This window comes from Variovorax sp. GW821-FHT09D05 (assembly GCF_059416325.1).
Window position 1 is genome coordinate 79,673 of the sequence record NZ_JBWKOZ010000010.1, and the last position, 24,780, is coordinate 104,452.

The 24,780-nt window shown below is 64.7% G+C and carries 21 protein-coding genes and 2 pseudogenes; 12 read left to right on the top strand and 11 right to left on the bottom strand.

Going from position 1 to position 24,780, the window contains the following annotated elements; all coding sequences use genetic code 11:
• Positions 1-29 precede the first annotated feature (29 nt).
• Genes AC07O3_RS25815 through AC07O3_RS25825 form a run of 3 tightly spaced genes read left to right on the top strand, consistent with a single transcriptional unit; the run spans position 30 to position 2,784 of the window.
• Positions 30-797: a transporter substrate-binding domain-containing protein gene (locus AC07O3_RS25815; protein ID WP_495340678.1), complete on the top strand. Its 768-nt coding sequence runs from the start codon at positions 30-32 to the stop codon at positions 795-797.
• Positions 794-1,819, top strand: coding sequence for a succinylglutamate desuccinylase/aspartoacylase family protein (locus tag AC07O3_RS25820; RefSeq protein WP_495340679.1), 1,026 nt, complete (start codon positions 794-796; stop codon positions 1,817-1,819). Before AC07O3_RS25815 ends, AC07O3_RS25820 begins: the two co-directional genes overlap by 4 nt.
• Complete coding sequence (locus AC07O3_RS25825; protein WP_495340680.1) at positions 1,816-2,784, top strand: threonine ammonia-lyase; 969 nt, start codon at positions 1,816-1,818, stop codon at positions 2,782-2,784. Before AC07O3_RS25820 ends, AC07O3_RS25825 begins: the two co-directional genes overlap by 4 nt.
• Before the next feature lie 413 nt (positions 2,785-3,197).
• On the opposite strand, the gene AC07O3_RS25830 is transcribed toward AC07O3_RS25825, so the two are convergent.
• The 7 genes from AC07O3_RS25830 to AC07O3_RS25860 all read right to left on the bottom strand — a co-directional run bounded on the left by AC07O3_RS25830 (position 3,198) and on the right by AC07O3_RS25860 (position 13,326).
• Positions 3,198-3,668, bottom strand: a complete 471-nt coding sequence (locus AC07O3_RS25830; RefSeq protein WP_495340681.1) for a type 1 periplasmic-binding domain-containing protein — start codon at positions 3,666-3,668, stop codon at positions 3,198-3,200.
• A gap of 296 nt (positions 3,669-3,964) precedes the next feature.
• On the bottom strand, positions 3,965-4,639 hold the full coding sequence (locus tag AC07O3_RS25835) for a glutathione S-transferase family protein (protein WP_093179030.1): 675 nt from the start codon (positions 4,637-4,639) through the stop codon (positions 3,965-3,967).
• Positions 4,640-4,939: 300 nt separating this feature from the next.
• A complete protein-coding gene (locus tag AC07O3_RS25840) occupies positions 4,940-8,464 on the bottom strand; it encodes an indolepyruvate ferredoxin oxidoreductase family protein (protein WP_495340682.1) in 3,525 nt (1,174 codons plus the stop codon).
• 22 nt (positions 8,465-8,486) lie between these two features.
• Positions 8,487-9,476: a Bug family tripartite tricarboxylate transporter substrate binding protein gene (locus AC07O3_RS25845; protein ID WP_093179034.1), complete on the bottom strand. Its 990-nt coding sequence runs from the start codon at positions 9,474-9,476 to the stop codon at positions 8,487-8,489.
• 201 nt (positions 9,477-9,677) lie between these two features.
• Entirely contained in the window at positions 9,678-10,565 is an 888-nt protein-coding gene (locus tag AC07O3_RS25850; RefSeq protein WP_495340683.1) for a LysR family transcriptional regulator, read from the bottom strand.
• Between the two features lie 48 nt (positions 10,566-10,613).
• Positions 10,614-11,336, bottom strand: a complete 723-nt coding sequence (locus tag AC07O3_RS25855) for a Crp/Fnr family transcriptional regulator (protein WP_256330988.1) — start codon at positions 11,334-11,336, stop codon at positions 10,614-10,616.
• A 22-nt stretch (positions 11,337-11,358) separates the two neighbouring features.
• On the bottom strand, positions 11,359-13,326 hold the full coding sequence (locus AC07O3_RS25860) for an aconitase family protein (RefSeq protein ID WP_093179040.1): 1,968 nt from the start codon (positions 13,324-13,326) through the stop codon (positions 11,359-11,361).
• A gap of 200 nt (positions 13,327-13,526) precedes the next feature.
• Here AC07O3_RS25860 and rraA point away from each other — a divergent pair, with 200 nt between their 5' ends.
• Positions 13,527-14,072 (top strand): ribonuclease E activity regulator RraA, encoded by a 546-nt coding sequence (gene rraA, locus AC07O3_RS25865; RefSeq protein WP_093179159.1) that lies wholly within the window; start codon positions 13,527-13,529, stop codon positions 14,070-14,072.
• 60 nt (positions 14,073-14,132) lie between these two features.
• Positions 14,133-14,326 (top strand): annotated as a pseudogene (locus AC07O3_RS25870) (IS110 family transposase); the annotation flags it as partial.
• On the opposite strand, the gene AC07O3_RS25875 reads toward AC07O3_RS25870, so the two are convergent.
• The gene (locus AC07O3_RS25875) at positions 14,317-14,514 is read right to left on the bottom strand and encodes a carboxymuconolactone decarboxylase family protein (RefSeq protein WP_371127576.1); all 198 of its coding nucleotides are present in this window, start codon (positions 14,512-14,514) and stop codon (positions 14,317-14,319) included. The pseudogene AC07O3_RS25870 and the gene AC07O3_RS25875 overlap by 10 nt on opposite strands.
• 459 nt (positions 14,515-14,973) lie before the next feature.
• Between AC07O3_RS25875 and AC07O3_RS25880 the strand changes: the two genes are divergently transcribed.
• Positions 14,974-15,990, top strand: coding sequence for a zinc-dependent alcohol dehydrogenase family protein (locus AC07O3_RS25880; RefSeq protein ID WP_093179041.1), 1,017 nt, complete (start codon positions 14,974-14,976; stop codon positions 15,988-15,990).
• 37 nt (positions 15,991-16,027) lie between these two features.
• A complete protein-coding gene (locus tag AC07O3_RS25885) occupies positions 16,028-16,852 on the top strand; it encodes an SDR family oxidoreductase (RefSeq protein ID WP_093179043.1) in 825 nt (274 codons plus the stop codon).
• Between the two features lie 228 nt (positions 16,853-17,080).
• Here the strand turns inward: AC07O3_RS25885 and AC07O3_RS25890 are convergent, their stop codons facing one another.
• On the bottom strand, positions 17,081-18,295 hold the full coding sequence (locus AC07O3_RS25890) for a multidrug effflux MFS transporter (RefSeq protein ID WP_093179044.1): 1,215 nt from the start codon (positions 18,293-18,295) through the stop codon (positions 17,081-17,083).
• Between the two features lie 2 nt (positions 18,296-18,297).
• Complete coding sequence (locus AC07O3_RS25895) at positions 18,298-19,341, bottom strand: NAD(P)-dependent alcohol dehydrogenase (protein ID WP_495340684.1); 1,044 nt, start codon at positions 19,339-19,341, stop codon at positions 18,298-18,300.
• Between the two features lie 313 nt (positions 19,342-19,654).
• Between AC07O3_RS25895 and AC07O3_RS25900 the strand changes: the two are divergent.
• Positions 19,655-20,485: pseudogene (locus AC07O3_RS25900) on the top strand (molybdopterin cofactor-binding domain-containing protein); the annotation flags it as partial.
• A gap of 44 nt (positions 20,486-20,529) precedes the next feature.
• Here AC07O3_RS25900 and AC07O3_RS25905 read toward each other — a convergent pair.
• Positions 20,530-20,784 carry a hypothetical protein gene (locus AC07O3_RS25905; RefSeq protein ID WP_143047817.1) on the bottom strand — a complete coding sequence of 85 codons (255 nt, stop codon included), beginning with the start codon at positions 20,782-20,784 and terminating at the stop codon, positions 20,530-20,532.
• Between the two features lie 468 nt (positions 20,785-21,252).
• Here AC07O3_RS25905 and AC07O3_RS25910 point away from each other — a divergent pair, with 468 nt between their 5' ends.
• The 4 genes from AC07O3_RS25910 (at position 21,253) to AC07O3_RS25925 (ending at position 24,772) form a co-directional block, all read left to right on the top strand.
• On the top strand, positions 21,253-21,489 hold the full coding sequence (locus AC07O3_RS25910; RefSeq protein ID WP_143047818.1) for a hypothetical protein: 237 nt from the start codon (positions 21,253-21,255) through the stop codon (positions 21,487-21,489).
• Positions 21,490-21,787: 298 nt separating this feature from the next.
• The gene (locus AC07O3_RS25915; RefSeq protein WP_093179050.1) at positions 21,788-22,684 is read left to right on the top strand and encodes a nitrilase family protein; all 897 of its coding nucleotides are present in this window, start codon (positions 21,788-21,790) and stop codon (positions 22,682-22,684) included.
• A gap of 53 nt (positions 22,685-22,737) precedes the next feature.
• On the top strand, positions 22,738-23,907 hold the full coding sequence (locus AC07O3_RS25920; RefSeq protein ID WP_093179052.1) for a substrate-binding protein: 1,170 nt from the start codon (positions 22,738-22,740) through the stop codon (positions 23,905-23,907).
• A 31-nt stretch (positions 23,908-23,938) separates the two neighbouring features.
• A complete protein-coding gene (locus AC07O3_RS25925) occupies positions 23,939-24,772 on the top strand; it encodes a branched-chain amino acid ABC transporter permease (protein WP_093179053.1) in 834 nt (277 codons plus the stop codon).
• The last annotated feature ends 8 nt before the right edge of the window (positions 24,773-24,780 follow it).

Below are 24,780 nucleotides of genomic sequence, written 5' to 3' on the forward strand. Positions count from 1 at the left end.
CTTTGTCTCTAGGAGCTTCCATGTTCAGAATGAAAACCCTGTTCGCCGCCGCGCTGGTCTGCGCAGCACCCCTGCTCGCGCACGCCGACAAGCTCGCGGACATCAAGGCCAAGGGCACGATCCGCATCGCCACCACCATCGACGCCGCGCCCTGGGGCTTCACCGACGGCGCGGGCAAACCCACGGGCCTCGACGTGGAGCTGGCCGAGAACGTGGCCAAGGCCATGGGCGTGAAGCTCGAGCTGCAGCAGGTGACGGGCGCCAACCGCATTCCCTACCTGTTGTCGAACAAGGTCGACGTGGTGATCGCCGCGCTGGGCAGCTCGCCCGAGCGCGCCAAGCAGGTCGCCTTCTCGAAGCCGTACGCGGCGGTGTACCTCGGCGTGTATGGCGGCAAGGGCACGCCGAAGTTCGCCAAGGTGGCCGACCTCGCGGGCCAGACGGTGGCGGTGCCCAAGGGCTCCACGCCCGACCTGTCGCTGAGCGAGCTCGCACCCGGCGCCAAGCTGATCCGCCTGGAAGACACGGCCTCGACCATCTCGGCCTTCCTGTCGGGCCAGGCGCCGCTGTTCGCCGAGAACAACTTCATCGCGCAGAAGGTGGCCGACGAGAATCCGGCCAAGGGCATCGAGATGAAGTCGCTGATCCGCATCAGCCCCGCCTACATGGCCGTGCAGCCCGGCGAGACCGCGTTGCTGGCCGAGATGAACAAGATCATCGACGCCAAGTCCACCGACGGCAGCCTCGCCGCGCTGCGCCTGAAGTGGTTCAAGGACGAGCAGAAAGAAGTGAAGTGAGCCAGGCGCGTCCATCCACCGTTTTCACGGACATCGATTGGGCCAAGCCCGGCAAGCAGGTCGGCCATGCGTGGCTGCCGCATTCGGGGCATGACGATGCATGGGGCGCCGTGGCGCTGCCGCTGGCCGTCATCGGCAATGGCGACGGGCCGACGGTTCTGGTCACCGGGGCCATCCACGGCGACGAGTACGAAGGCCCGATCGTCATCAACGAGCTGATCCGCACGCTCGACGCCTCGCAGGTGAAGGGCCGGCTGATCCTGATGCCCGCGGCCAACGCGCCGGCATTGCGCGCAGCTTCGCGCGTAAGCCCGCTCGACAGCAAGAACCTGGCGCGGGTGTTCCCGGGCAACCCCTTCGGCACGCCGACGGAGCAGATCGCAGCGTTCATCCACGACGTGCTGTTCCCGAAGTGCGACGCGTACGTCGACCTGCATGCGGGGGGCAGCTCTCTCTTCATCGAGGAGAGCGCCCAGGTCGTGGTCACGCCCACGCTGGCGCCGGAAGTGCGCGAGCGTGCCGAGGACATGGCGCGCTGGTTCGGCGCCAAGTTCACCGTCATCACCGACAACATGGGCGACCCGCGCACCAGCTGCGGCGCGGCGGCCCACCTCGGGCTGGCAGCGATTGCCGCGGAGATGGGCGAGAACGGCAGCGTGTCGCCCAAGGGCGTGAAGCGCACGCGCGAGTGCCTGTCGCGCGTGCTGGCCCGGCTGGGCGTGGTGCCTGGTGTGCTGCCTGAAGCGCCGCCGCCGAGCCGGCGCGTGCACATCGTGTCCAACGGCGGCAACCTGCTGTCGCCGGGCGACGGCTACTTCGAGCCGCTGCACGAGCTGGGCGACACCGTGAAGGCCGGAGAGGTGGCGGGCTACCTGCACCTGCTGACCGAACCCGCGCTCGCACCGCGCGAAGTGCGCTTCGCCAGGAGCGGCACGGTGTACTCGCAGCGCACCTTCGGCATCGTGAAGCAAGGCAACAACCTGTGTGTGCTGGTCGAAGACGAGGAAGGTGCAGCCGCATGAGCGAGATGAACACGATGCAGCAGCCCATCACCCTCGACGACTACCGCGCGGCGCATGCCCGCGTGAAGCCCTACATCCGGCAGACACCGTTGGTCAACGCGCACCCCTGGGTGCCTGGCGGCGCGGTGCAGGTGCGTTTCAAGGCCGAGTGCCACCAGGTCACCGGCTCGTTCAAGGCGCGCGGCGCCTTCAATCGCGTGCTGACCCTGTCCGACGAGGTGCGCCAGCAGGGCCTGGCTACGGCGTCGGGCGGCAACTTCGGCGCGGCAGTGGCGTACGTCGGCAAGACACTGGGCCTGCCGGCCAACGTGTTCGTGATGAACACCAGCACGCCGATCACGCGCGCGCGCATCGAAAGCCATGGCGCGAAGCTCACGGTGCACGGCGACTTCTGGGACCAGAGCTGGGACGCCGCCGGCGCCAACGTGGCCGAGCACGGCGGGGCGCTGCTGCACCCGTACGCCGACCGGGACGTGGTAATCGGCCAGGGCACGACGGCGCTCGAAATCATCGACGAATGGCCCGAGGTCGAGACGCTGGTTGTCTCCATCGGCGGCGGCGGCCTGCTCGCGGGCATCGCGCAGGCGGCCAAGCTGCTCAAGCCGTCGATCCGCGTGATCGGCGTCGAAGCCGCGGGATGCCCCACGCTGCATACCTGCCGCAAGGAAGGCCGCATCGTGAAGCTGGAGAACGTGAAGACGCGCGTGCCCATCCTTGCGGCGCGCTCGACCGAACCCTTGAACTTCGAGCTGATCGAGAAGTACGTCGACGACATCGTGCTGGTCGACGAAGAGGTCATCGAGGACGCTGCACGCTCCGCCTGGCAGCACGCGGGCCTGGCCATCGAACTCGGCGCGGCCACCGCGCTGGCGGCCGTGAGCCATCGTTGCTTCGCGCGGCGCGACGACGAGAAGATCGCCGTGGTGCTGTGCGGCAGCGGCAGCGACGGGATGCCGCAAGGCTAGGAGTCCGCTAGGCAGACGGTTCTGAACGGGCGAGCGCCGATGGCGGCATCTCGGATCTCGCGCGTTCTGACGCCTTCGTGATTCAAGGCCCGAGGCGCTCGCAGGAGCAGGCGCCGACATGCCCGCCGACGAGAAAGACACCGCCTGCGCGCTCGACGTCATCCGGATGAATGACGCAACGCAAGGCATGAGCTAGGGCGGCCAATGCCGAAGAGGTCCGGCTGTGTTGGCGCATGGTCAGTTTCTTTCTTGGCATATCAAAGCCGATGGTTGAGCCAAGGGAACCGTGGAGGAGTTGGCCTTCACCGAAAGTCCCGATAGCTGTGGACGCAGTTCATTCCGCGCAGTTGGCTCATGCCGCTATTGAGGCACGAGCGCTGGCTGGCCGGCCGCCGCGGTACCCCTGGGTCCGTTCAGCGCACGAAGCGGCCTTCGGGTGTGACGCGCATCATTTCGATGAAGTGTGAACCGGTGGCGCTGCCGGTCGAGAAACCGATGTCCATGCCGGCCAAGCGCAGCTTGAGCGCGCGCAGCGTCGCATGCAGGCGCACGCGCGTCAGGTCGCGACCGGTGCGCCCGATCATCACCAGAGCGTTCAGGGAGCCCTCGAAGCTGCCGTAGCCCACCGGCACCTGTGCTTGTTCCGCTGAGCGGCGATGGTCGCGCGCCGCGGCCTCCACTTCGCCCCAAGGGTAAGGCGTGACCTGCAAGATGGCCAACCCGCCCGCCTGCAGGGGCATCACCTTGGCCGTGACCTCGCCCGAGACGACCGACATGCCATAGAACATCGGTTTGCTGCCGGCGGCACACATGGTCTTGTCATCGACGACCAGGGGACGAAAGCAGTCCGCGCATCCGTGCTCGGCAACCACGCCGACGTGCATGAGTCGTTCCAAGACTTCTTCGAGCACATGGCAACGCGGAAGCTGCGCACGCCCAAAGGCCCGGACTGAGTCCGCTCGTGCTACGGCGCGCTGGGCCAAGTCGACTTGATGGTGAGAGGCAGGCTCTACGCCTGATGCATTGCACGATGTGGGTCGAGGGCGCACGAGAGATCGTCTCGGCGCAGGACTCGCATGTGAAGTTCATCCTGACGGACCACCCGGTGCCGGTCTACAACGCGACGGCGGATCCTACGTCCGTGCAGTGTGCCTATAGGCTGGCGCGCCTGCGCATCCGTCTACGCCCCGTTCAGCGTGTCGGGTGCAGGAATCGGCGACACCCCTTGAGCGTTAGCGGCAACCTCTTGCGCGCGCATGGCGCGAAGATAGCCATCGCGGCGCTGCAGACGCCGCCAGTAAGCCGCCACCGCTGGTGTGAACCGGGTCGCAAGTCCGAGATGCTGGGCCAGAAGCAGCGCGTAGCCCACGGACACGTCCGCAGCTGTGAATCGGTCACCGCACAGATATTCGCGCGCGGCTAGCAATGGCTCGAGCGTGCGCAGCCGGGCCAGGAACCACTTTGCATAGTCGTCTGCAACAGAGGGCTGCCGACGGTCTTCGGGTTCGAACCGAGAGTACCGTAGCACCAGCGTCTGCGGGAAAGTGAGGGTCGCCTCGCCGAAGTGAAGGAGGTTGAGATAGGTGCCGAAGTCCGGTTCTGCGTGATCGATTTGAAGTCGAGTTGGTGCCGCTTTCGCGCAGAGGTACTCGCAGATCGCTGACGACTCGGTCATTCGCGTCGCCCCATCGACCATGAGGGGGACCGTGCCGAGTGGGTTGAGTTCAAGAAACGAACGCTGAAGTACGCGAGGCGGAAACGGCAGCATCACCAGTTCATAGGGCGTCTCGAGTTCCTCCAGCATCCAGAGAGGGCGAAATGAGCGTGCGCTCACGCAGTGATACAGGGTAATCATCAAGAAGAATTTTTAGCGGTCGGTCGGCATCAGATGCGATGCGAAAACACCCCCGGGGCTGGCCGATCACCAGTCGCGCCGTTCATCTCTGTACTCTTGCGGCGTTTGTGCTGCCCGTAGGCGGGGAGGTGTCCATTGCATCTCCTCGCAGTCCAAGTTTTTGTCCGCACCCCCAAACGGAACGTCGGTGGTCGTGGCCGTTGCGAAAGCGGAATCGCCTTCAGCGCTCCGCACAGAGGTGTCGTTGGCGCTGCGGACGGCGTCGACCGCGAGTACATCTTGATCTTTCATGCACCTCTCTTAGACCACCTGGACTGCGCGGTCCTCAACCTGCGTATCCGCAGTTGCAACCGGCTTGCACAGCTGTTCAAGAAGGTAGGCCTCACGGCTGCGGACGGCGTCCACGTTCGCTTCCTTCACATGCCCGTAGCCGCGCATGGCCTGCGGCAGCCTTGCGAGTTCCAGAAGAGTTGCAGTCTGTTCGAGCTGCGCTTGGGCAAGCACCTTGCGCATCTGCCCCAGGAAACGCCCAAACTCGGCACGCTCATTGCGGCGCTCTTCGGTATAGGCGAAGACGTCGAAGACCGTCCCCCGCAAGACCTTGCCCTTGGCGAGCCACCGGAAAGCCATGACCAACCAGGGTCCGTAAGCCTTCTTGACCAGACGCCCCTTGCCATCGCGCTTGGCCAGAAGCGGCGGCGCCAAGTGGAAGTGCAGCTTGAAGTCTCCCTCGAACTCACGGTCGATCCGCTCGAAGAATCCGCTCTCCGTGTAGAGGCGAGCCACCTCGTACTCGTCCTTGTACGCCATCAACTTGTAGAGGCTCACGGCGACCTCGCGAGCCACGCGGTCGCCGCCCAATGTCGCTTTCTCAATGGCGGCAAGTTCACGAACACGAGCTTCGAAATATTGTGCGTACTTGTCGCTCTGGTAGCCAGAAAGCCGCGTCTTTCGATCTGCAATCAGGGTGTCAAGAGTCGGCGTGCGCTGCGGCATCAGCATCACCCGCGGCACGTCGATGCCGGCCGCCGCACGCACCTTGTCAGGTTCCAAGGCAGCTTGTCGTCCCCAGGCAAACGCCGCGGTATTCATCTGCACGGCGGTGCCGTTGAGTTCAATGGCGCGCAGCAGCGCCGCCCCCGAAAGGGGAATCCTGCCCGACTGCCACGCGAATCCCAGCATGAAGACGTTCGTCGCTACCGCGTCGCCCAGCAGCTTGGTGGCGAGGCGCGACGCGTCGATCGTCGCGATCTGCTTGACCCCTGACTTCAACTGCTCCAACAGATCTTCGGGGCGAGCCTGCCAATCCAGGTTCTTCGTGAAGCCGCCGGTTGGCGCAACATGGGTGTTCACGACCGCGGCCGTTCGCTCCATGCTGGATGCAGCCATCGCTTCCTTGCCTGCCGCGACCATCAGATCGCAAGCCAGCAGCAGGTCCACCTGCTTTTGGCCGATCCGCGCCCCGTGCAGTGCATCGGGCTGTGCAGCCAGGCGCACATGCGACATCACTGCACCGCCTTTCTGCGCCAAGCCCGCCATGTCCAGAATGATGACGCCCCTGCCTTCGAGGTGCGCGGCCATGCCGATGAGCGCGCCAATCGTGACCACGCCGGTGCCGCCCACGCCGGTGATCAGCACGTTGTACGGCTGGTCCAGCGCCGGAATGATGGGCTCGGGCAGGTCTGCAGGCAACGCACTCTGGGACCTGGGAGCCTTGCGAAGGGCGCCGCCCTCGACGGTGACAAAGCTGGGACAGAAGCCCTTGACGCAGGAGTAGTCCTTGTTGCATGAGCTCTGATCGATCGTTCGCTTGCGGCCGAGCGGCGTTTCAAGCGGCACGATGGAGACGCAGTTCGACTGCACGCCACAATCGCCGCAGCCTTCGCACACTTCCTCGTTGATCACGACCCGCTTCGGCGGATCGACCATCTCCTTCTTCTTGCGTCGGCGGCGCTTCTCGGCGGCGCAGGTTTGCGCGTAGACGATGACCGAAACTCCGGACGCATCCCGCAACTGGCGCTGCACCTCGTCGAGCTGGTCCCGATGGCTGACGACGGTGCCAGCGGGCAAGCCGCCCAGGGCCTGCCACGACGCAGGGTCGTCGGACACCAGGTGCACGTTCCTGACACCCTCAGCAGCAACCTGCTGCACGATCTGGATGGCGCTCAGGCTCCCTTCGACTGGCTGCCCGCCGGTCATCGCGACTGCGTCATTCGCCAGGATTTTGTAGGTGATGTTCACGCCCGCGGCGATCGCGGCGCGCAGCGCCAGCGAACCGGAGTGGCTGTAGGTGCCATCGCCGAGGTTCTGGAAGATATGGCCCTCGGAGGTGAACGGTGCATGGCCAATCCAGGCAGCCCCTTCACCGCCCATCTGTGTAATGTTGCCCGTGTTGCGCCCCATCCAGGTCGCCATGCCGTGACAGCCGATCCCCGCACCGGCGCGCGAACCCTCGGGCAGCATGGTCGAGGTGTTGTGCGGGCAACCCGAGCAAAAGAACGGCAACCGCTGGGGCAGCGTCGGGTCGAGGGCCGCCGCGCAGCCGGCGTCGGCCAGAACCGTTGTCGCCGATTGTGGCAGTGCGCCGGCGCCGAGCACTTGCAGCAGGCGCTGTGCAATGACTCTGGCGATCAGGGCCGGCGTGAGCTCGCCGTTCGGCGGCAGTAAAAAGCCGTTCGGTGAACGGACCCATTCCCCTTCGCCATCTGCCTTGCCAACGACGCGCGGGCGGGCATCGGCCGGTGCGTTGTAGAGCTGTTCCTTGATCTGCGGCTCAAGCACGCCTCGCTTCTCCTCCACAACGAGGATCTCGGTCAAGCCCTGGGCAAACTCCGTCACGCAGACGGGTTCGAGCGGCCAACTCACACCGATCTTCAGCAGGCGCAGTCCGAGGGACTTGGCGCCAACTTCATCTATGCCGAGCAACGACAGGGCTTCACGCGTATCCAGGTAGCTCTTGCCGGTGGTCACGATGCCCAATTTGGCATTCGGAACCTTCCATTCCTGCCGGTTCAATCCGTTCAGCCGGACATACTCGAGCACGGCCTGAAGCTTGTCGCGCAGCAGCCGCGCCTCCTGCTCCATCGGAGGATCCGGCCACCGGATCGACAGCGAGCCCGACTGGATCTGCTGGTTGTCCGGCATTCTTGTCTCGATCGCCATCGGGTCGATCTCGAAGGACGAGGTGGTCTCGATGGTTTCGCTGACGGCCTTGAAGCCGATCCAGCAGCCCGAGTAGCGCGACATCGCCCAGCCGTGCAGACCGAACTCAAGGAATTCCCGTACGCCCGAAGGGTTGAGCACGGGGATCGCGGCGGCGATGAATGCCTGTTCACTCTGATGCGGCAAGGTCGATGACTTGCACGTATGGTCGTCGCCTGCGATCGCCAGCACGCCGCCGAACCTGGACGTTCCCGCGATGTTCGCGTGCTTGAAGACGTCGCCGCTGCGGTCCACGCCCGGGCCCTTGCCGTACCACAGGGCGAACACGCCATCCACCGTAGCCTTCGGATCCATGCCGGCCATCTGCGAACCCCATACCGAGGTCGCGGCAAGTTCTTCGTTGAGGCCGGGATTGAAAGTGATCTTGTTCCGCTCCAGAAGCTTCTTGGCTTTCCAGAGCTCCTGGTCGACGGAGCCGAGCGGTGATCCGCGGTAGCCCGAGACGAATCCGCCGGTCTTCAGGCCCGCTGCCTCATCGCGCGCCTTCTGCACCATCAGCAGGCGCACGAGCGCCTGCGTGCCAGTCATGAACACGCGGCCCTTCGGCAATTCGTACTTGTCGTTGAGAGAAACGGTTGTGCTCATGACTTCAGTTCCTTGCATTGGGGATCCGGATCGCGCGAGATCATTCGGCGGTGGCACCGGACCGCTTCACCAGCTTGCCGTGCTTCTCCAGTTCGGAGATCAGAAAGGGTTGCGTCTGCTCGGGTGTGGTCGTCATCGACGTGAAACCTTGCACCACGAAGCTGTCTTGGACCTCCTTTGTCGCCAGTGCTTCCTTGAGCCTCTGGTACGTGCTCGCGACCACGGAAGGTGCCATGCCCGCCGGACCGATGATCGCGACCCAGCTGTCGAATTCGAAGTTCGGAATGCCGCTCTCGGCCACCGTTGGCACGTCCGGCAGCGCCGGGTTGCGTGACGCAGTACTCACCGCAAGGGCACGCAGCTTCCCCGCCTTGATTTGAGGGGCCGCGACTACCAGCGGCAACATGCCGAAATGAACCTGCCCGCCGATGATGTCTGTGGTCATGGCGCCTGTGCCTTTGTACGGGATGTGCTGGGCCTGGAGACCCGCCTCGCTGAGGAAATACTCCGCGGCCAAGTGCAGAACTGTCCCGTTGCCGGACGAGCCATAGGAGAACTTCTTGGGATTTGCCTTCAGCTCGGCAATGAACTCGCGCGTGGTTTTTGCCTTGACCGTGTCCGGGTTCACCGCCAGGACCAGCGGGGAGGATGCGATCACCGAGATCGCAGTGAAGTCCTTGATGGCGTCGAACGGTACGTGCTTGTAGATGAAAGGATTGATGACGTGATTGGAGGACACCATGCCCAGAACCGACCCGTCCTTCGGGGCCCGCACGATCTGCTGCGTCCCGATCACGCCGCCACTTCCGGGCAGGTTGTCGATGACGATTGGCCGCCCAAACGCGGCAGCCAGGCTGCTGCTCATCGCGCGGGCCACTGCGTCCACGCCTGAACCCGCCTGATTGGGAACGATCAGGCGCAGCGGCCTGATATCGGCCGATTGCGCCTGTGCCGGCGAGAACGCGCCGGCGAGGCTCCACAGTGAAAGGGCAACAGCGGCTCCGCGGCCGAGAAGTAAAGGAATGTGCATGGTTTGTCTCCGTGGAATTGGCGGAAGATTCCGCTACCTTGGCGGCGACGCCACCTGGCAGCTCTTATTGATAGAGCGATGCTCGCTCGGGCGGACTGTAGGTGCGATGCCGTTGCCGGGCGAAGTGCTCTTGCGTCACAGGGGATATGACGGAACGCGATACCCTTACCCGAATTGCAGTGTGCGGGCCCGGCCCGAGGATCAGCTGCGCAGAGCAGCGATCATCGCGTCCACGGCTCGCAACCGACTCGACTTCTTGAGCGCAAACACACTCAGCTCCCGGTCCTTCCAGGGCTCGTCGAGCGGTCGTCGCACGAAGCGCTTCGTCCCGGCGAGCGCGCGCAAGGCGCTTCCGGTCATGATCGCGATGCCCAGTCCGACCTCCACCATGCGGCAGGCGGCCTCGTAGCTGCTGACAGCGACAACCGGTGTGTAAGGCATCCGAAGCTTCTCCGCCTGCTCCTGCAGGAAACTGTCGCCAGCGCCGCCGGTCTGGATGCGCACGATCGGATGATGCAGCAGCTCCGTGAAACGAATCGCGCGCTGCCTCGTCAACGGATGATTCGGCGGCAGGATGACGATCAGCGGGTCGTCAGCGAAATGCCAGGACTCAAGCGCAGGCGGTACGGCCACTCCTGCGAGGCAGACCGCCACATCCGCACGGTCGTCCAGGCAGGCCCGGATGCACTCGCTGGACAAGCGCTCCTGCAGCACGATCTCCACGTTCGGGTGATCGCCCCGGAATGCATGCAGCCGTTCCGGCAGAAATCCGACCACCGAGGACAGGTTGGCAAACAGACGCACCGTGCCGGCGACCTCCCCGCTCAGCGCCTGCACCTCCCGCGCAAACGATTGAATATCGGCGTCGAGTTTCTCGCCGAGGGCGTACGCTCGCTGCCCTGCTTCCGTGAGGGTGACGCCGAGGGGGGAACGGCTCAGGAGTTGCACTCCCAGCGTGTGTTCCAGATCGGCAATGCGCCGGCTGAGCGCGGATTGCGCGATGTGCTCGGCATCGGCCGCGCGCTTGATCGAGCCTTCGCGCGCGGCGGCGAGGAACAGTTGAAGGCTGACGGGATCGACGCGACGCATGTTCCTGGACCAAGGCTGGTGGGCTGGATTGTCGCCCAGGAGCGGTGGTTATGAAGAAGCGCGCTCGTAGATCTGCCGCAGCGCCTGGCCATTTCGCACGACAACGCCGCCGTGCTCGATGCGGATCGTTCGGTCGCGCTCCATCAGCTTCAACTCCTGGTTGAGCCTCTGCCGGGAGCAGCCGATCAAGCCGGCAAGCTCGGTTTGTCGCAGGCGCAAGGCGATTCGCACCTCCGGACTGCCTGCGTCCGCCGGCTCCCCGTAGGTGCGCGCGAGCTGCGAAAGCTGCCGAGCGATTCTGGCGCGCAACGACTTGGTATTGAGGTCCTCCACGAGACGATACAGCTGGCGCATACGCTGCGATTGAAGACGCAAGAGCGCAAGGCAGAACTCGGGATGATTGACCAGAATCTCCTGCATCTCTTCGCGCCCGACACACAGCAAGGTGGTGTCCCCGTGCGCCAGGACATCGTAGGGCCGACCTTTCAGATCGAACATCTCGACTTCCCCGAACCACACGCCCGGTTCGATATAGCGCAGCGTGAGTTGCCTGTCCTCAGGTGTATGGGACCCGATACGCACCGCGCCAGCCAATACCGCCAGCCAGGCGTCGGCGGGATCACCGCGCCGGCAAATCACGCCTGCATCAGGGAAGCGCCGCACCTGCGCGCGCCGCAGGATGTCGTGACGAAGTGTCGCCGACAGTGACGAGAACCATGGATCGTTGGCGACGGCTTCACGCTCATGGTTGTCGAGGGCCAGCTTGGTCACCGTTTGCCGATGGCATTCAGGTTCAGGCCGCATGCAAGGGCCCTGCTTCGGCTCGAGCCTGCACCTCCGCAAAGGCCGCGAGCTCGCCCGCAAGCGCGCTGGCCACCACCGTGGCGGGACTGGCGAGCCACACCTTTCCAGGACCGCATCGCCCAGGAAAGTTGCGATTGATAGCGCTAACGGTGACCTCGCTCGCCTGCTCCGACGTCCCAGGCCCACCATTGACGCACGCACCGCAGGAGGGTTGCAGCATCTCGGCGCCCGCGCGCTCGAAGACGTCGAGATAGCCCTTCTCCACGCAGTAGTCGCGAACGTCGATCGTGCCGAACTGGAGATAGAGCTTCACGCCCGGATGCACCCGCAAGCCCCGATTCACAGCCCACGAAAGCACCTGATGATAAGAGTCGAAGTCCTCGCGCTTTCCGCCCGTGCACGAGCCGCCGTAGGCGATGTCGACCTTGGGGCGTTCCGACAATTCGGTGACAGGCACGCCGTTGCCGGGATCGCCGGGGCGAGCCACCATCGGCGCGAGCGCAGAACAGTCGACCTGGATGATCTCCGCATAGGAGGCCTCCGCATCGCTGCACATCCAATCCTGCAGCTGAAAGTCGATGCCCCGGCGTTCGCGCAGGAAACGAACCGTTTCTTGGTCGGGGGCAACGATGCCGGTGAAGCCGCCGAGTTCCGCAGTCATGTTGGTCAGGGTCGCCCGCTCGTCGGTTGAAAGCTGGGCGATCACCGGACCGGCAAATTCAAACACCTTGCCGACCCCGGAGCCGGCTCGAATGCGAGGGTCGGCCAGCAAGTGCAGGACGACGTCCTTCGCACTCACCCCCGTCGGCAGTCGGCCCGCGAGTTCAACGCGCAGCGACGCAGGAACGGTGATCCGGACCAGTCCCGTGACGAGGGCGTTGGCCATCTCGGTGCTGCCGACGCCGAAGGCAAGGCAGCCGAGCGCACCGCTGTGGGTGGTGTGCGAGTCGGTGCCGACAATGATCTGCCCGGGCAATGCATAGCGCTCGGACATCATCGGGTGCGAGATGCCTTCGCTGCCGACACCATCCGCCAGCAGGCCATGCGCAATCAAGCCGTACTCCTCGCCAAACTTGCGATGCTCGCGAACAACGTTCTGGACAGCAGGCAGCAATCCGGCGCGCGTGTGCGCGATGCTGCGGTGGACATAGGAGGTGTGGTCCTCGAACAGCCGCACACTCTGCGGATCGTGCAACTTGAGTGGCCGGCCGAACTCCGCGTGCAACATGTGCGCGCACATCGGCGTGTAGTACTCGATAAGAAAGCGCCAATCGGGTCGAACGAAGGCTCCGCTGCCCGCCTTCAGACCGGAGCCGCTGTCGCCGGTCACCATCAAGTGACTCGCGATGATCTTCTCGACCAGGGTTCTTGAGCCGCTGCTGCTGGTGTTCGCCGGCGGCAGGCTGATCTGCTTCATCCGCTCGCGCCCATAGCGCAGCAATCCACCATGGCGCAGGATCGCCGCCGCCTGAGCATCGCGCGAAGCCACCAGTTCCTCAATGTCGATCGGCTCACCATTCTGTACACGCTCGATGAGACTGAAGTCGGTGGAGGTGAACAAGCCGAGGTTGTCCGCGTTCTGGCGATAGATCCGCTCGAAGCTTTCCGCGACCACCAGGCGAATGCCGGCGGCGCGCTCTGACATCGGACTGTGCTCGCGCGAGGAACCCTTGCCGTAGCGCTTGCCGGCGACAGTGACCGCGAAACCGCCATTTTTGACCGCATCGATTCCGATCGGACAACGGCCTCCCGAAACAAAGCCCAGGTAGGGATAGCGGCCCAGGCGCTCGTCCCAGACGGCGGCCACCGTTGCCGGAGTGATCTCGTCTGTTGAAATATTGTCTCGGAGTGCGCCAGCCTCCACCAGAGCCAGATTTTCACCCTGGAGCTGCCGCTCGACGACTTCGGGGTCGTTGCTCAGGAAAAGGACGCGCGAATTGAGTCGGATGATCGTCATGGATTGAACCTCGTGGCCACACTTTAGGAGACGCTGGACCTGCACATGTAGTGCTGATGCGCCACGGGGGCTATCGCCGCTTGGCATAGCATCTGAAAACCGGTCGCTTGCCAGCGCGGCAGGCGCGAGTGCTCAGACGGCATCGGGGCTATCGCGGAATGCGCTATCCGTTGGCCGCTGCGCGCACCTAACATGTGCGCATGCCCTTCAAATCTACTGATCTTTGCGATGCCTGCGATGGCGCGCAGGTGTGCGAACTTCCCTTCGTGGGATTCGGCCTGAGACGCGCGTTCGCGGGCGCCATCCGCACGGCGCGCTACACGAACGGGATCAGCGCGCTTCGCGTCCTGATCAACCAGCCCGGACACGGACAGGTGCTGGTCATCGATGGCGCCGCTTTGCCGTGGCGTGCGCTGTTTGGAGACGTCATGGCCGGCCTGGCAGTGCGCAATGGATGGGCCGGCGTCATCGTCAACGGCATGATCCGCGATTGCATCGAGATCGACGCATTGGACATCGGAGTGAAGGCACTCGGGACGATCCCGCGCCGGGCGGACATCGGTGGCAGGGGCGAGATAGACCTGCCGGTTCACTTCGGCGGTGTCACATTCACTCCCGGCGCGCGGCTGGTCGCGGATGAGGACGGTGTGATCGTGCTGCCGCAGGGTTTGACGGAATCGAACATCCACGTTGATGATGCGATTGCCGCGACCGCAAGATATGCAGCCGGGTCCGATCCAAGGTGACGGAAGGGAGCCATCGCTTTTCGCTGCGAAGTGGGTGCGGCAGATTCGCCATGACCGGCGATGGCGCCGCAGCTCGTAAAGCCCTACGTCAAGACAAATAAGAACGATGCGGACTGCTCGGCGAGTTTGGCATCGTCATTCCGCAAAGAATCGGCTACATCGCTAGCTGTGTTCCTGAACTGATCAAGGACGGCGCCAACGACCTCCCTGGCGCGTTTCGACTGCTGGTGCAACGGTTGCTGGATCACCTCAAGGACCTGTAGAAGGCCAGGTGCGTGAGGACTCCAACGATCTCGGACGGCTTCAGGCCATTGTCCAGTCCGAGGTTGATGTGCGATGTCATCTGCGCCGCCTGGCCGTTGGTCACCAGCGCGGAGAGCGTGACCAGGCTACGGTTGCGCGGCGCCAGGTCCTTGCGTTTCCACACATCGCCGAACAGCACGTCCTGCGTGTAGGCGAACAACTGGGGCGGCGGTCTCGCGGGCCATGCACGCCGCGGGCGTGTCGGGCACGGCGCTCCGCTGAGCGTCAGCGTCGAAACCGGTGGCGGCCGCCAGGACCAGGAAAGGAAGCGACTGTTTCATGGAAGCGGTCTCCCGTGGGAACAGGGGATTGGCAGCGCACGCGGGGACGGCAATCGCATGGCCGGCCACGCCACATGTTCAATCTGCTCATTCGCAAGTGGCGCTTTCGACTGCCGCAAGCGTGCCACACCTTGCCCGGCACGAAGCCCCGGCCTACATTGCTCCAAACAACCCGTGCGACCCCATGAGGGGGCGCGCAGCCCACGGGATCGCCCTTGTCGCGGCGATCGATGCTTTCAGCCAGGCCTTCGCCACACCACGGCAATGCCTATCTGCAGGCTGCCTGACCCCCAGACCTTTCACCAGGAGCCATCAACATGTTGGGAACCAAGCTCTACGCCCCCGGCGACGTGCGCATTGAGGAGATGCCCGAGCCGACCATCCAGAAACCAACGGACGTGACCATCCGCCTGGCCGCCACCTGCGTCTGCGGCTCGGACCTGTGGCCCTACCGCGGGCTGAATCAGGTCGACGCACCAATGCACATGGGCCATGAATATTGCGGCACCGTGGTCGAGGTTGGTAGCGCCGTCACCTCGGTCAAGCCCGGGCAGTTCGTCATCGGCTCCTTCTGCCTGTCCGACAACACCTGCCCGCACTGCCGCTTCGGTTTTCCGTCCTCGTGTGTACAGCGCGAGTTCATGACCGGTGCGCAGTCGCAGTTCGCCCGTGTGCCGCTGGCCGACGGCACGCTGATCGCACTGGACCAGCAACCCGACGATGAACTGATCCCCAGCCTGCTAGCGGCCTCCGACGTGCTCGGCACCGGCTGGTACGCTGCCGTGGCGGCGCAGGTGCAGCCCGGTTGCACCGCCGTCGTCGTGGGCGACGGGGCGGTGGGTCTCATGGGTGTGCTGGCCGCCCGGCAGCTCGGCGCGGCGCGCGTGATCGCCATGAGCCGGCACAAGGCTCGCCAGGAGCTGGCGTTGGAGTACGGCGCCACCGACATCGTGGCCGAGCGCGGCGACGGGGGCGTAGCCAAGGTCAAGGCGCTGACGGACCAGATCGGCGCCGACGCCGTGCTGGAGTGCGTGGGCACCAACGAGTCCATGCAGCAGGCGCTGGCCATTGCCCGGCCGGGATCGATGATCGGCTACGTCGGCGTGCCGCACGGTGTGCAGTTCGACGGGCAGAAGCTGTTCTTCTCGCAGACCGGCATGCTGGGCGGCCCGGCCCCGGTGCGACGTTTCCTGCCGCGCCTGATCGAACTGATCATGCGCCGCAAGATCAACCCCGGCAAGGTGTTCGACCTGCAGATCCCGCTGGCCGACGTGGCCGAGGGCTACAAGGCCATGGACGAGCGCCGGGCCATCAAGACCCTGCTGCGCGTGTGATGCGCACAGCGATCCAGTTCAATAAAGGAGCAACGCAATGAAGGAACTCACCGTCGTCGTCGGCGCTGGCGGCATCGGCCAGGCCATCGCCCGCCGCGTCAGCCAGGGGCGCCACATCCTGGTGGCCAACCACACCCAGAGCTCGGCCGACGAAGCCGCCAAGGTGCTGGAGAACGCCGGCTTCGAGGTCACGGCCATGCAGGCCGACGTGTCGGACCGCGGCCAGGTGCAGGCCGTGGTCCGCAAGGCCCAGTCGCTCGGACCCGTGAAGGCGCTGATACAGGCGGCCGGCGTCTCGCCGAGCCAGGCCCCCATCGAGGCAATCCTCAAGGTGGACCTGTACGGCACGGCCGTGCTGCTCGAAGAGTTCGGCAAGGTCATGGCCGAGGGCGGCTCGGGCGTCGTGATCTCTTCCCAGTCGGGCTACCGCATGCCGGCGCTGACGGCTGAACAGGATGCGCTGCTGGCCACGGCCCCCCCTGAGGAGCTGATGGCGCTGGACTTCGTCAAGGGCGTGCGGGACACGCTGCATGCCTACCAGATGTCCAAGCGCTGCAACTCGCTGCGGGTACGTGGCGAGGCAATCCGCTGGGCCGAGCGCGGCGCGCGTGTGAACGCTATCAGCCCCGGCATCATCGTGACCCCGCTGGCGCATGACGAGCTCTATGGCGAGCGCGCGGCGTTCTACCAAGGCATGCTGAAGAAGATGCCTGCGGGCCGGGCCGGTACACCGGACGAGATCGCCGCGCTGGCCGCGCTGATCTTGGGGCCCGAAGGCGGCTTCATCACCGGCAGCGATTTCCTGATCGACGGCGGTGCGACGGCCAACTTCTTCTACGGGCCTGAGGCCCAGAAACATTAGCAAAAAGCCCTGCCGTCCGAAGCCAGTCAGCCAAGCGCTGACCGGCATTTTTTCGGCGGGTACTGGCCTGGCGCTGCTGCGCGTGGAGCGCTTGAGCGTGTGCGGCGGTTGGCAGGCACAGACAGCCGCCACGCCGCGAACCTGCTGCCGTGCGAGCACCTAGAGCAGACAGGCGGGACTATGGGACTATCGGTCCCAGCGGCAAGCCGTCCGTGCGTGCAGTCATCTTCAGTTCAGCTCCCTGCGACGCCAAAACGCCATCGCAGCGCAGGCGGTGCCGGACAGCGCCATGACCACGACCATAGGCCGAGGCGTGCCGTCGGACAGCCCCGCCAGCAACAACGACGAGACAATGCCGCTGCCGTACTGCAGCGATCCGATCAGGGCCGCAGCCGATCCGGCCAGCCCCGGTTGCACGTCGTCGAGCGCGGCCGCGGTCGCGCTGGCGGCGATGACGCCGTTCATCGAGAAGAACACGAACACCGGCACGACGACGCCTGGCAGTCCACCCAGGTGCCACGCCACCAGCCCCAGGCCGGCCAGCATCGCCAGCGCCGCGATGGCAGTGGCCGTGCGCAGCAGCGCGTCGAGTCTGTAACGACTGACCAGCCTGCGGTTGACCATGCTCACGGCCATCAGGCCCACGACGTTGAGCCCGAACAGCCAGCCGTAGTGCTGAGCGTCCACATGGAAGTATTCGATATACACGTGGGGTGAGCCGGCGATGAAGGCATAGGCGCCGACGTAGAACAGCGTCACGCACAGCGTGTAGCGCATGAAGACCGCGTTACCCAGCAGAGCACGGTAGTCGGCGAACGCTTCGGAGGTGGGCGTGGTGGCGCGCCGCGCCGCCGGCAGGCTCTCGGGCAACTGGCGCAGCGCCAGCTGCATCAGTGCGCCCACGGCAGCCAGCAGCCAGAAGATGCCGTGCCAGGAGCCGAAGCGCACGATCTGGCCGCCCAGCAGCGGCCCGACGATGGGCGCGACGGCCATGATGACCGTCAGCGTCGACAGCGTCTGCGCCGCCTGCGTGCGGGGATAGAGATCACGCACCATGGCACGCGCCAGCATCGGACCGGTGCAGGCGCCGAAGGCCTGGAACATGCGCCAGAACACCATCTGGCCCATGGTCTGCGACAGCGCGCAGCCGAGCGAGCCCACGACGAACAGCGCCACACCGATCACCAGCGGCCGGCGCCGGCCGATGCGGTCGCTCACCGGCCCCCAGACCAGTTGCGCCAACGCGAAGCCGACCAGGAAGCCGGTGATGGTCAGCTCCGCATTGCCCTGCAGCTCGCGCTGCATCTGCGGCATCGCGGGCAGATAGATGTCTGTGGACAGCGAGGTGAAGGCCATCAGCGCGCCGAGGATCAGCAGAAGGCGCAATTTGCTCCCACGCGAAGGGCTGGCCGCGGCCTCGGTGGCGGCAAGGTGCGACGCCATGGTCAAGCCACCTGCGCGGGCAGCGAAGCCTTATCGATCACGAAGCGGTAGCGCACGTCGGCCCGCTCCATACGCTCGAAGGCTTCGTTAATCTGGTCTATGCGGATCATCTCGCAGTCGGGCAGGATGTTCTTTTCCGCACAGAAGCCCAGCATCTCCTGCGTCTCATGGATGCCGCCGATGAGCGAATCGGCGATGCGGCGGCGGCCCAGCAGCAGAGGCACGGTGTTCCTCTCCTGTATCGTCGGACCGACTTGGCCCACGATGGCCAGTGTGCCGTCTACATCTAGCAGCGGAAGGTACGGGGTCAAGTCGTGCTTGACGGACACCATGTCGATGATGAGGTCGAAGTCGCTGGTGGCCTTCTCCATCGCCTGCGGGTCCGACGAGACCAACAGCCGGGCGGCCCCCAGTGCCAGTGCATCGACCTGCTTGTCGTTGCTACGGCTCAACACGGTCACGCCCAGCCCCACGGCCATGTGGCCCAGGCCGATCACGCCCACCCGGCCGCCCGGGCCCACGTTCCAAGTGCCTAGCGACGACCAAGTGGTGATGCCTGCACACAGCAACGGCGCCGCAAGCGCCAAGTCCAGCCCCTCGGGTATGCGCAAGCAGAACTCTTCGCGCACCACCAGGTGCTTGGAGCAGCCACCCTGCGTGTTCTCGCCGGTGATGCGGTCCTGCCCGGCATAGGTGCTCGTGTTGCCGGCACGGCATAGTTGCTCCTCGCCTTTGCGGCACTGGTCGCAGGCGGGACAGCTGTCCACCATGCAGCCAACGGCCACATGGTCACCCACCCTGTAGCGGCTGACCCCGGCGCCGAGCGCGGCAACGCGACCGACGATCTCATGGCCGGGCACGATGGGGTAGTAGCTCCAACCCCAATCATTGGGCGCGGTGTGCAGGTCCGGATGGCAGACATCGCTGTAGAGGATTTCCATCGCCACGTCGTTGGCTCGCAGGCTGCGGCGTTCGAACTGGAACAAGGCCAGTGGTGCGGTGGGACTGTAGGCGGCATAGCCGGTGGTGTGCATTGCAGACTGCATCGAAGCAAGGCGTGCGCCGGGGCGGCACACACGACGAGATGAACTCTAAGTGGCGCAGGATCCTGGCACTAGTCCGCCTCGACTTGAAGGATTGACAAGTTGCACTTGCCGAAGAACTGTCCCCCGAGCCCGAGCGAGCTGCATGAATGCTTAGGATCAGGCAGTTCCCACCACCTCGTCGGTGCACTGGCCGCCATGCCGCGCGCCCAATCGCAATCGAGTCGATCTAGCCGGGCGCTGAAGACTACCTGCAGCAGCCCGAAGCCCACCACCGCGGCGACGATCGGCCCCGTGGACAGCAACCCCCAACCGCGGCATGGTCACGGTGGAAACCGACATGACCGATATCGGGACGGGGTCGTACACCATCATTGCGCAGACCGCCGCCGAGACGATGGGGATGTCGCTCGACGGGGTCTTCGTGCGCCTGGGCGATTCAGCCTGTCCGATCTCGGTCGGCTCCGGCGGGCAATGGGGAGCGAACAACTCGACCTCGGGTGTCTTCGCGGCATGCATGAAGTTGCGCGAGACCATGTCGAGCAAGCTCGGCATCGCGCCGGGTGCCGCGGAGTTCTCGGACGGCACGGTGCGCGCTGGCGCACGTGCAGTGCCGCTGGCCGAAGCGGCGGGCACGGATGGCCTGGCGGCCGAGGACGGCATCGAATATGAAGACCTCGACAAGAAGTACCAGCAGTCCACTTTCGGCGCACATTTCGTGGAGGCCGGTGTCGACGCCGCGACCGGCGAGATACGCGTTCGACGCATGCTTGCAGTTTGCGCCGCGGGGCGCATCCTGAATCCGAAGTCCGCCCGCCGCCAAGTGATCGGTGCCATGACGATGGGCGTCGGAGGGGCGTTGATGGAGGAACTGGCGCTCGACAAGAGGCATGGCTTCTTCGTCAATCACGACCTGGCGGGCTAGGAGGTGCCAGTGCACGCCGACATCCCCCATCAGGAGGTGGTCTTCCTGGATGAGACGGACCCGATCTCGTCGCCGATGAAGGCCAAGGGTGTAGGCGAACTCGGCATGTGCGGTGTCGCGGCCGCGGTAGCCAATGCGGTCTACAACGCGACCGGCGTCCGGGTACGCAACTATCCGATCACGCTCGACAGGCTACTGGATCGCCTGCCACCAGTGGCGTGAGCCGAAACAGGCGGCAACGTTTGCAGGAAAGTTCCACCAGTTGATCAACGGATGCCCTCCATGATTGGCGCATGGGTTGCAGGGTTGCGACGCTGCACGCGCCAAGAGCGCCGGATGGAAGCCAGGTTTGTAGCCGAAACCGCCGCCGTGCTCGCGGTAAACACCTGCTGCTGCTCGCGCAGCGGGTAGTTTCCGGCGAATGACTTCATCGAGATTCCTCCGCAAGACCAGTGCCTTGTGCACGGGGTGACTTGATCGAAATGACCATCGCGCAGCAGCGTGATCTCGTAGCCATTCATGACATCTTCGACCCCCTCCGCACGCAGCCCAGCGCGACCGCCCGGTGCACAGTGACGCGACTCTTGGACCGTACACTGCTCTACACGACCATCGCGCGCGCTCAAGTGCAGGCCACCCCGGTGGGGACTTCGAGGCAGTACGTCGTTGCGCCGGCCTGATGTCCCGCCCTTACCAAATCTCGATGGCAGCAGTGCCTCGGTGGTAGCGGATTTGCCATTGGTCGCCGACCGAGAGCCACAGCGAAGAACGCAGAGTGTGTAGGGCCAGAGAGCCATCCGACTGGAGGTGGATGGCCCGATAGGTGAGGAGAACGACGCCCGGTTGGAGTTCTGCGGCGACGAACATGTCCGCCACGAACTTCAGGTAGATGAAGGCCGGCTTCCAGTCTGGACAGAGACTGCCCCAGAGATTCTGGCAACCATGTCACTCCCCTGAACGTGTTTTGAGCGGCGGAGAATAACGCGTCCATGCGCAAAGAAGAACGCGAGGGCGTTTGGCTTCGCGATATGGAGATGCAGCGGCCTCCAGCCCGCATCGCGCTTCTGATTGATGTGCAATGCCAGGGTCTCGGCGAGACCGAAGCCGGAGCGATTCGAACTGCTTCGGTAACCGCGCTCCCCGACCGAGAGGCAAGTGAAAGTTACTGCAGCACGACACATCCATCTGAATCTCCGCTCAACCTTTTGCGCGAGGCCCTCAAATGAACCTTAAGCCGTCAGCTCCCCCTGAAGCCTGCCTGTTGCGATGTTCCACCAGAGAGAGACGGCTCGTAGAGTCCTGCTCAGGCGGGCGACAGTATTCGTAGCGGCTCAAGGGTTTACGCTGATAAATGATTTTGGAGCGCTATTGACATGACGCCGTCATCTCCATAATCTCCAGCCCCACGAAAGCAATCGGTTGGATTGCATTCGGGCAGCAACAGCGCTGCTTCACATACCGGCTATGAAAGCCCTCGACTTACGCGAAAGCGTGGTCGAGGGCTTTTTTGTTTTTGGAGCGTAGATGGCAACGGCGGATGGACTTTCAGCGAGCCCGGAATTCCCGGACCTGATCGTGGCGAGCGTGCAGATGGAGCCGCGCGTCGGCCACACGACGGCGAATGTCGCGCGGTCGGTGCGGCTGATCGAAGAGGCGGCCGCACAAGGCGCCGCGATCGTCGTGCTGCCCGAGCTTGCCAACAGCGGCTACGTGTTCGCGAGCCGCGCCGAGGCGTTCTCGCTGGCCGAGCCCGTACCCGATGGGCCCAGCACGCAGGCCTGGGCCGAGGTGGCGCGGCGGTGCAAGGTCCACGTGATTGCCGGCATCGCTGAACGCGAAGGCGACCGCCTGTACAACGCCGCTGCCGTGCTGGGCCCCGGTGGTTGGCTCGGCACCTATCGGAAGCTGCACCTCTGGGGCGACGAACACTTGTTCTTCGAGTCCGGCGACAAGGGGCTGCCGGTGTTCCACACCGAACTGGGCCGTCTGGGCGTGGTGATCTGCTACGACGGCTGGTTTCCCGAGACATACCGCCTGCTCGCGATGCAGGGCGTCGACATCGTCTGCATGCCCACCAACTGGGTGCCCATGTCCGAACAGCCGGCGGACCGCCCGGCCATGGCGACCACGCTGGCCATGGCCAATGCCCACAGCAACGGACTGAGCATCGTCTGCGCGAACCGGATCGGCACCGAGCGGGGCCAGCCCTTCGTCGGCCAGAGCCTCATCGTGGGTGCGCAGGGCTGGCCGCTGGCCGGGCCCGCCTCGCACGATGCCGAGGAAATCCTCTATGCCCGGATCAACCTCAAGGCCTCGCGCCGGGCGCGCCATCTGAACGTGTTCAACGACGTGCTGCGCGATCGACGCGATGACATCTACGACCCGATGCTGGGCACGGGCTGGCCGCTGCCGCGGCACTGAATCGACACGACATCCCCTTGTTTCTCAACCTGAACCCTTCGAGGATTTTGACCATGAAAAAACTAACGTCCCTCTTGTGTGTCGGCAGCCTGGTCGGCGCGTCCGCCCTCGCCGTGGCGCTGAATGCCCAGGCCGCAGATCCCATCCGCATCGGCGTGGCCGTCGGCCTGTCGGGCGCGAACAGCGTGGTGGCGCCTGCCGTCGTGCAGTCGTCGCAACTCGCGGTCGAGCAGATCAACGCGGCCGGCGGCATTCTCGGCCGCAAGGTCGAGTTGGAGATCGTGGACGACGCCTCGGGCGCAGTGGGCGCGCAGAAGGCTTTCGACACGCTGGTCTTCCAGAAAAAGGTCCAGGCCATCATCGCCATGGAGACCAGCGCCGCGCGCAATGCCGCCCTGCCGGTGGTCACAAAAGGCAAGGTGCCCTACATCTACACCTCGTTCTACGAGGGCCGTTCGTGCAACCCCTGGATGTACGTGAACGGTTGGGTGCCCGAGCAACAAGTCTCCCCGATGGTCGATTACTTTGCGAACGCCAAGGGCGCCAAGAATTTCTTCCTGGTGGGCAACGACTACGCCTTCGGCCGCGGCATGCTGGAGTTCACGAAGAAGTACATCGAGAAGAAGGGCGGCAAGGTCGTTGGCGAGGAATATCTGCCGATCGACGGCAGTGACTGGACCTCGGTGGTTTCCAAGATCCGTTCCGTGAAGCCCGATGCGTTGATCAGTGCAACAGCCGGTGGCGCTCCCAATGTGTCCCTGGCCAAGCAACTCAAGGGCGCCGGCCTCACGCTGCCCTATGGAAATCTTGCGATCGACGAAGGCACGGCCAAGACCATGGGCGACGTGGCCACGGGCCTGTACATGTCGGCCTCGTACCTCACCGGCATCGAAACGCCACAGAACAAGGAATTCATCGCCGCGATGACGAAGAAGTTTGGCGCCGACCTGAAGACGCCCAACGAACTCTCCGAACCCCAGTACGAAGCGTTCTTCCTGTACAAGGCGGCGGTCGAAAAAGCCGGTTCGACGGACTCGGCCAAGGTGACCTCGGCGCTGGGCGAGGTGTCGTACACAGGTCCGCGCGGTGCCGTCGCAATGAACAGCAGCCGTCACACGCAGCTGTCGATGCGGCTGGGGCAGGTGCAAGCCGACGGATCGATCCTGATCCTGGAGACTTTCAAGAACGTCGATCCGGGCGCACAGTGCCCCAACATCAAGTAAGCGGATTTGCTACCGCAGGCTGAAACTTTCCATGGTGCTCTTGCTGGACCTACTCACGACGGCGGCGATGCTGTTCGTCGTCACCGCCGGGCTGATGATGATCTTCGGGGTCATGAAGATCGTCAACTTCGCGCACGGCGCATTGCTCACGCTCGGCGGCTACGCCAGCTATGTCGTGACTCAGCTCAAGCTCGACCCCTGGCTGAGCTGGCCGCTCGCGCTGGTCGCGGGCATGGCCGCCGGCATGCTGGTGGAGTGGCTGATCGTCAAGCCGCTCTACAAACGGCCGCTTGACGCCATCCTCGCCACCTGGGGCCTGGGTATCGTCATCGGCCAGCTGATCGTGATGGGGTTCGGGCGCGAGGTGCAGTTCGTCGACGCGCCGCTGTCGGGCACCTGGTCGGTGTTCGGCGTCGACTACTCGGCCTACCGCCTGCTGCTGGTGCCGATCGCGGTCGCGCTCTGCCTGTTGCTCACGGCGCTCTTGAACGGCACGCGCTTCGGCATCCGCACGCGCGCGGTGATCATGAACGAGGAACTGGCCAGCGGCCTGGGCATCCATGCCGGCCGCGTGCGCTTCATCACCTTCAGTCTGGGTGCCGGCCTCGGCACGTTGGCCGGCACGATGATCACGCCGCTGTCCAGCGTCGACCCGAACATGGGGTTGCCCTGGCTGGTGAGCGCGTTCATGCTGGTCATGGTGTCGGGGCATTCGATGCTGAGTCTGCTGGCGACCTGCCTGGTCTTCGGCGCCTGCCAGGTTCTGGTGAGCACTTACGCCAATCCCGTGCTCGGCGGCCTGACCATCGCGGTGCTGGCCGCGGTGACCTTGCGCATCCGCCCCAAGGGGTTTGCACGTGGCTGAGATCATCG

Bases quoted from the DNA above. Each gene is read 5' to 3' on its own strand.
- AC07O3_RS25815 (WP_495340678.1), top strand. From the start codon at position 30: ATGAAAACCCTGTTCGCCGCCGCGCTGGTCTGCGCAGCACCCCTGCTC.
- AC07O3_RS25825 (WP_495340680.1), top strand. From the start codon at position 1,816: ATGAGCGAGATGAACACGATGCAGCAGCCCATCACCCTCGACGACTAC.
- AC07O3_RS25830 (WP_495340681.1), bottom strand. From the start codon at position 3,668: ATGCACGTCGGCGTGGTTGCCGAGCACGGATGCGCGGACTGCTTTCGT.
- AC07O3_RS25835 (WP_093179030.1), bottom strand. From the start codon at position 4,639: ATGATTACCCTGTATCACTGCGTGAGCGCACGCTCATTTCGCCCTCTC.
- AC07O3_RS25840 (WP_495340682.1), bottom strand. From the start codon at position 8,464: ATGCAAGGAACTGAAGTCATGAGCACAACCGTTTCTCTCAACGACAAG.
- AC07O3_RS25845 (WP_093179034.1), bottom strand. From the start codon at position 9,476: ATGCACATTCCTTTACTTCTCGGCCGCGGAGCCGCTGTTGCCCTTTCA.
- AC07O3_RS25850 (WP_495340683.1), bottom strand. From the start codon at position 10,565: ATGCGTCGCGTCGATCCCGTCAGCCTTCAACTGTTCCTCGCCGCCGCG.
- AC07O3_RS25860 (WP_093179040.1), bottom strand. From the start codon at position 13,326: ATGACGATCATCCGACTCAATTCGCGCGTCCTTTTCCTGAGCAACGAC.
- rraA (WP_093179159.1), top strand. From the start codon at position 13,527: ATGCCCTTCAAATCTACTGATCTTTGCGATGCCTGCGATGGCGCGCAG.
- AC07O3_RS25880 (WP_093179041.1), top strand. From the start codon at position 14,974: ATGTTGGGAACCAAGCTCTACGCCCCCGGCGACGTGCGCATTGAGGAG.
- AC07O3_RS25885 (WP_093179043.1), top strand. From the start codon at position 16,028: ATGAAGGAACTCACCGTCGTCGTCGGCGCTGGCGGCATCGGCCAGGCC.
- AC07O3_RS25890 (WP_093179044.1), bottom strand. From the start codon at position 18,295: ATGGCGTCGCACCTTGCCGCCACCGAGGCCGCGGCCAGCCCTTCGCGT.
- AC07O3_RS25895 (WP_495340684.1), bottom strand. From the start codon at position 19,341: ATGCAGTCTGCAATGCACACCACCGGCTATGCCGCCTACAGTCCCACC.
- AC07O3_RS25905 (WP_143047817.1), bottom strand. From the start codon at position 20,784: ATGAATGGCTACGAGATCACGCTGCTGCGCGATGGTCATTTCGATCAA.
- AC07O3_RS25910 (WP_143047818.1), top strand. From the start codon at position 21,253: ATGCGCAAAGAAGAACGCGAGGGCGTTTGGCTTCGCGATATGGAGATG.
- AC07O3_RS25915 (WP_093179050.1), top strand. From the start codon at position 21,788: ATGGCAACGGCGGATGGACTTTCAGCGAGCCCGGAATTCCCGGACCTG.
- AC07O3_RS25920 (WP_093179052.1), top strand. From the start codon at position 22,738: ATGAAAAAACTAACGTCCCTCTTGTGTGTCGGCAGCCTGGTCGGCGCG.
- AC07O3_RS25925 (WP_093179053.1), top strand. From the start codon at position 23,939: ATGGTGCTCTTGCTGGACCTACTCACGACGGCGGCGATGCTGTTCGTC.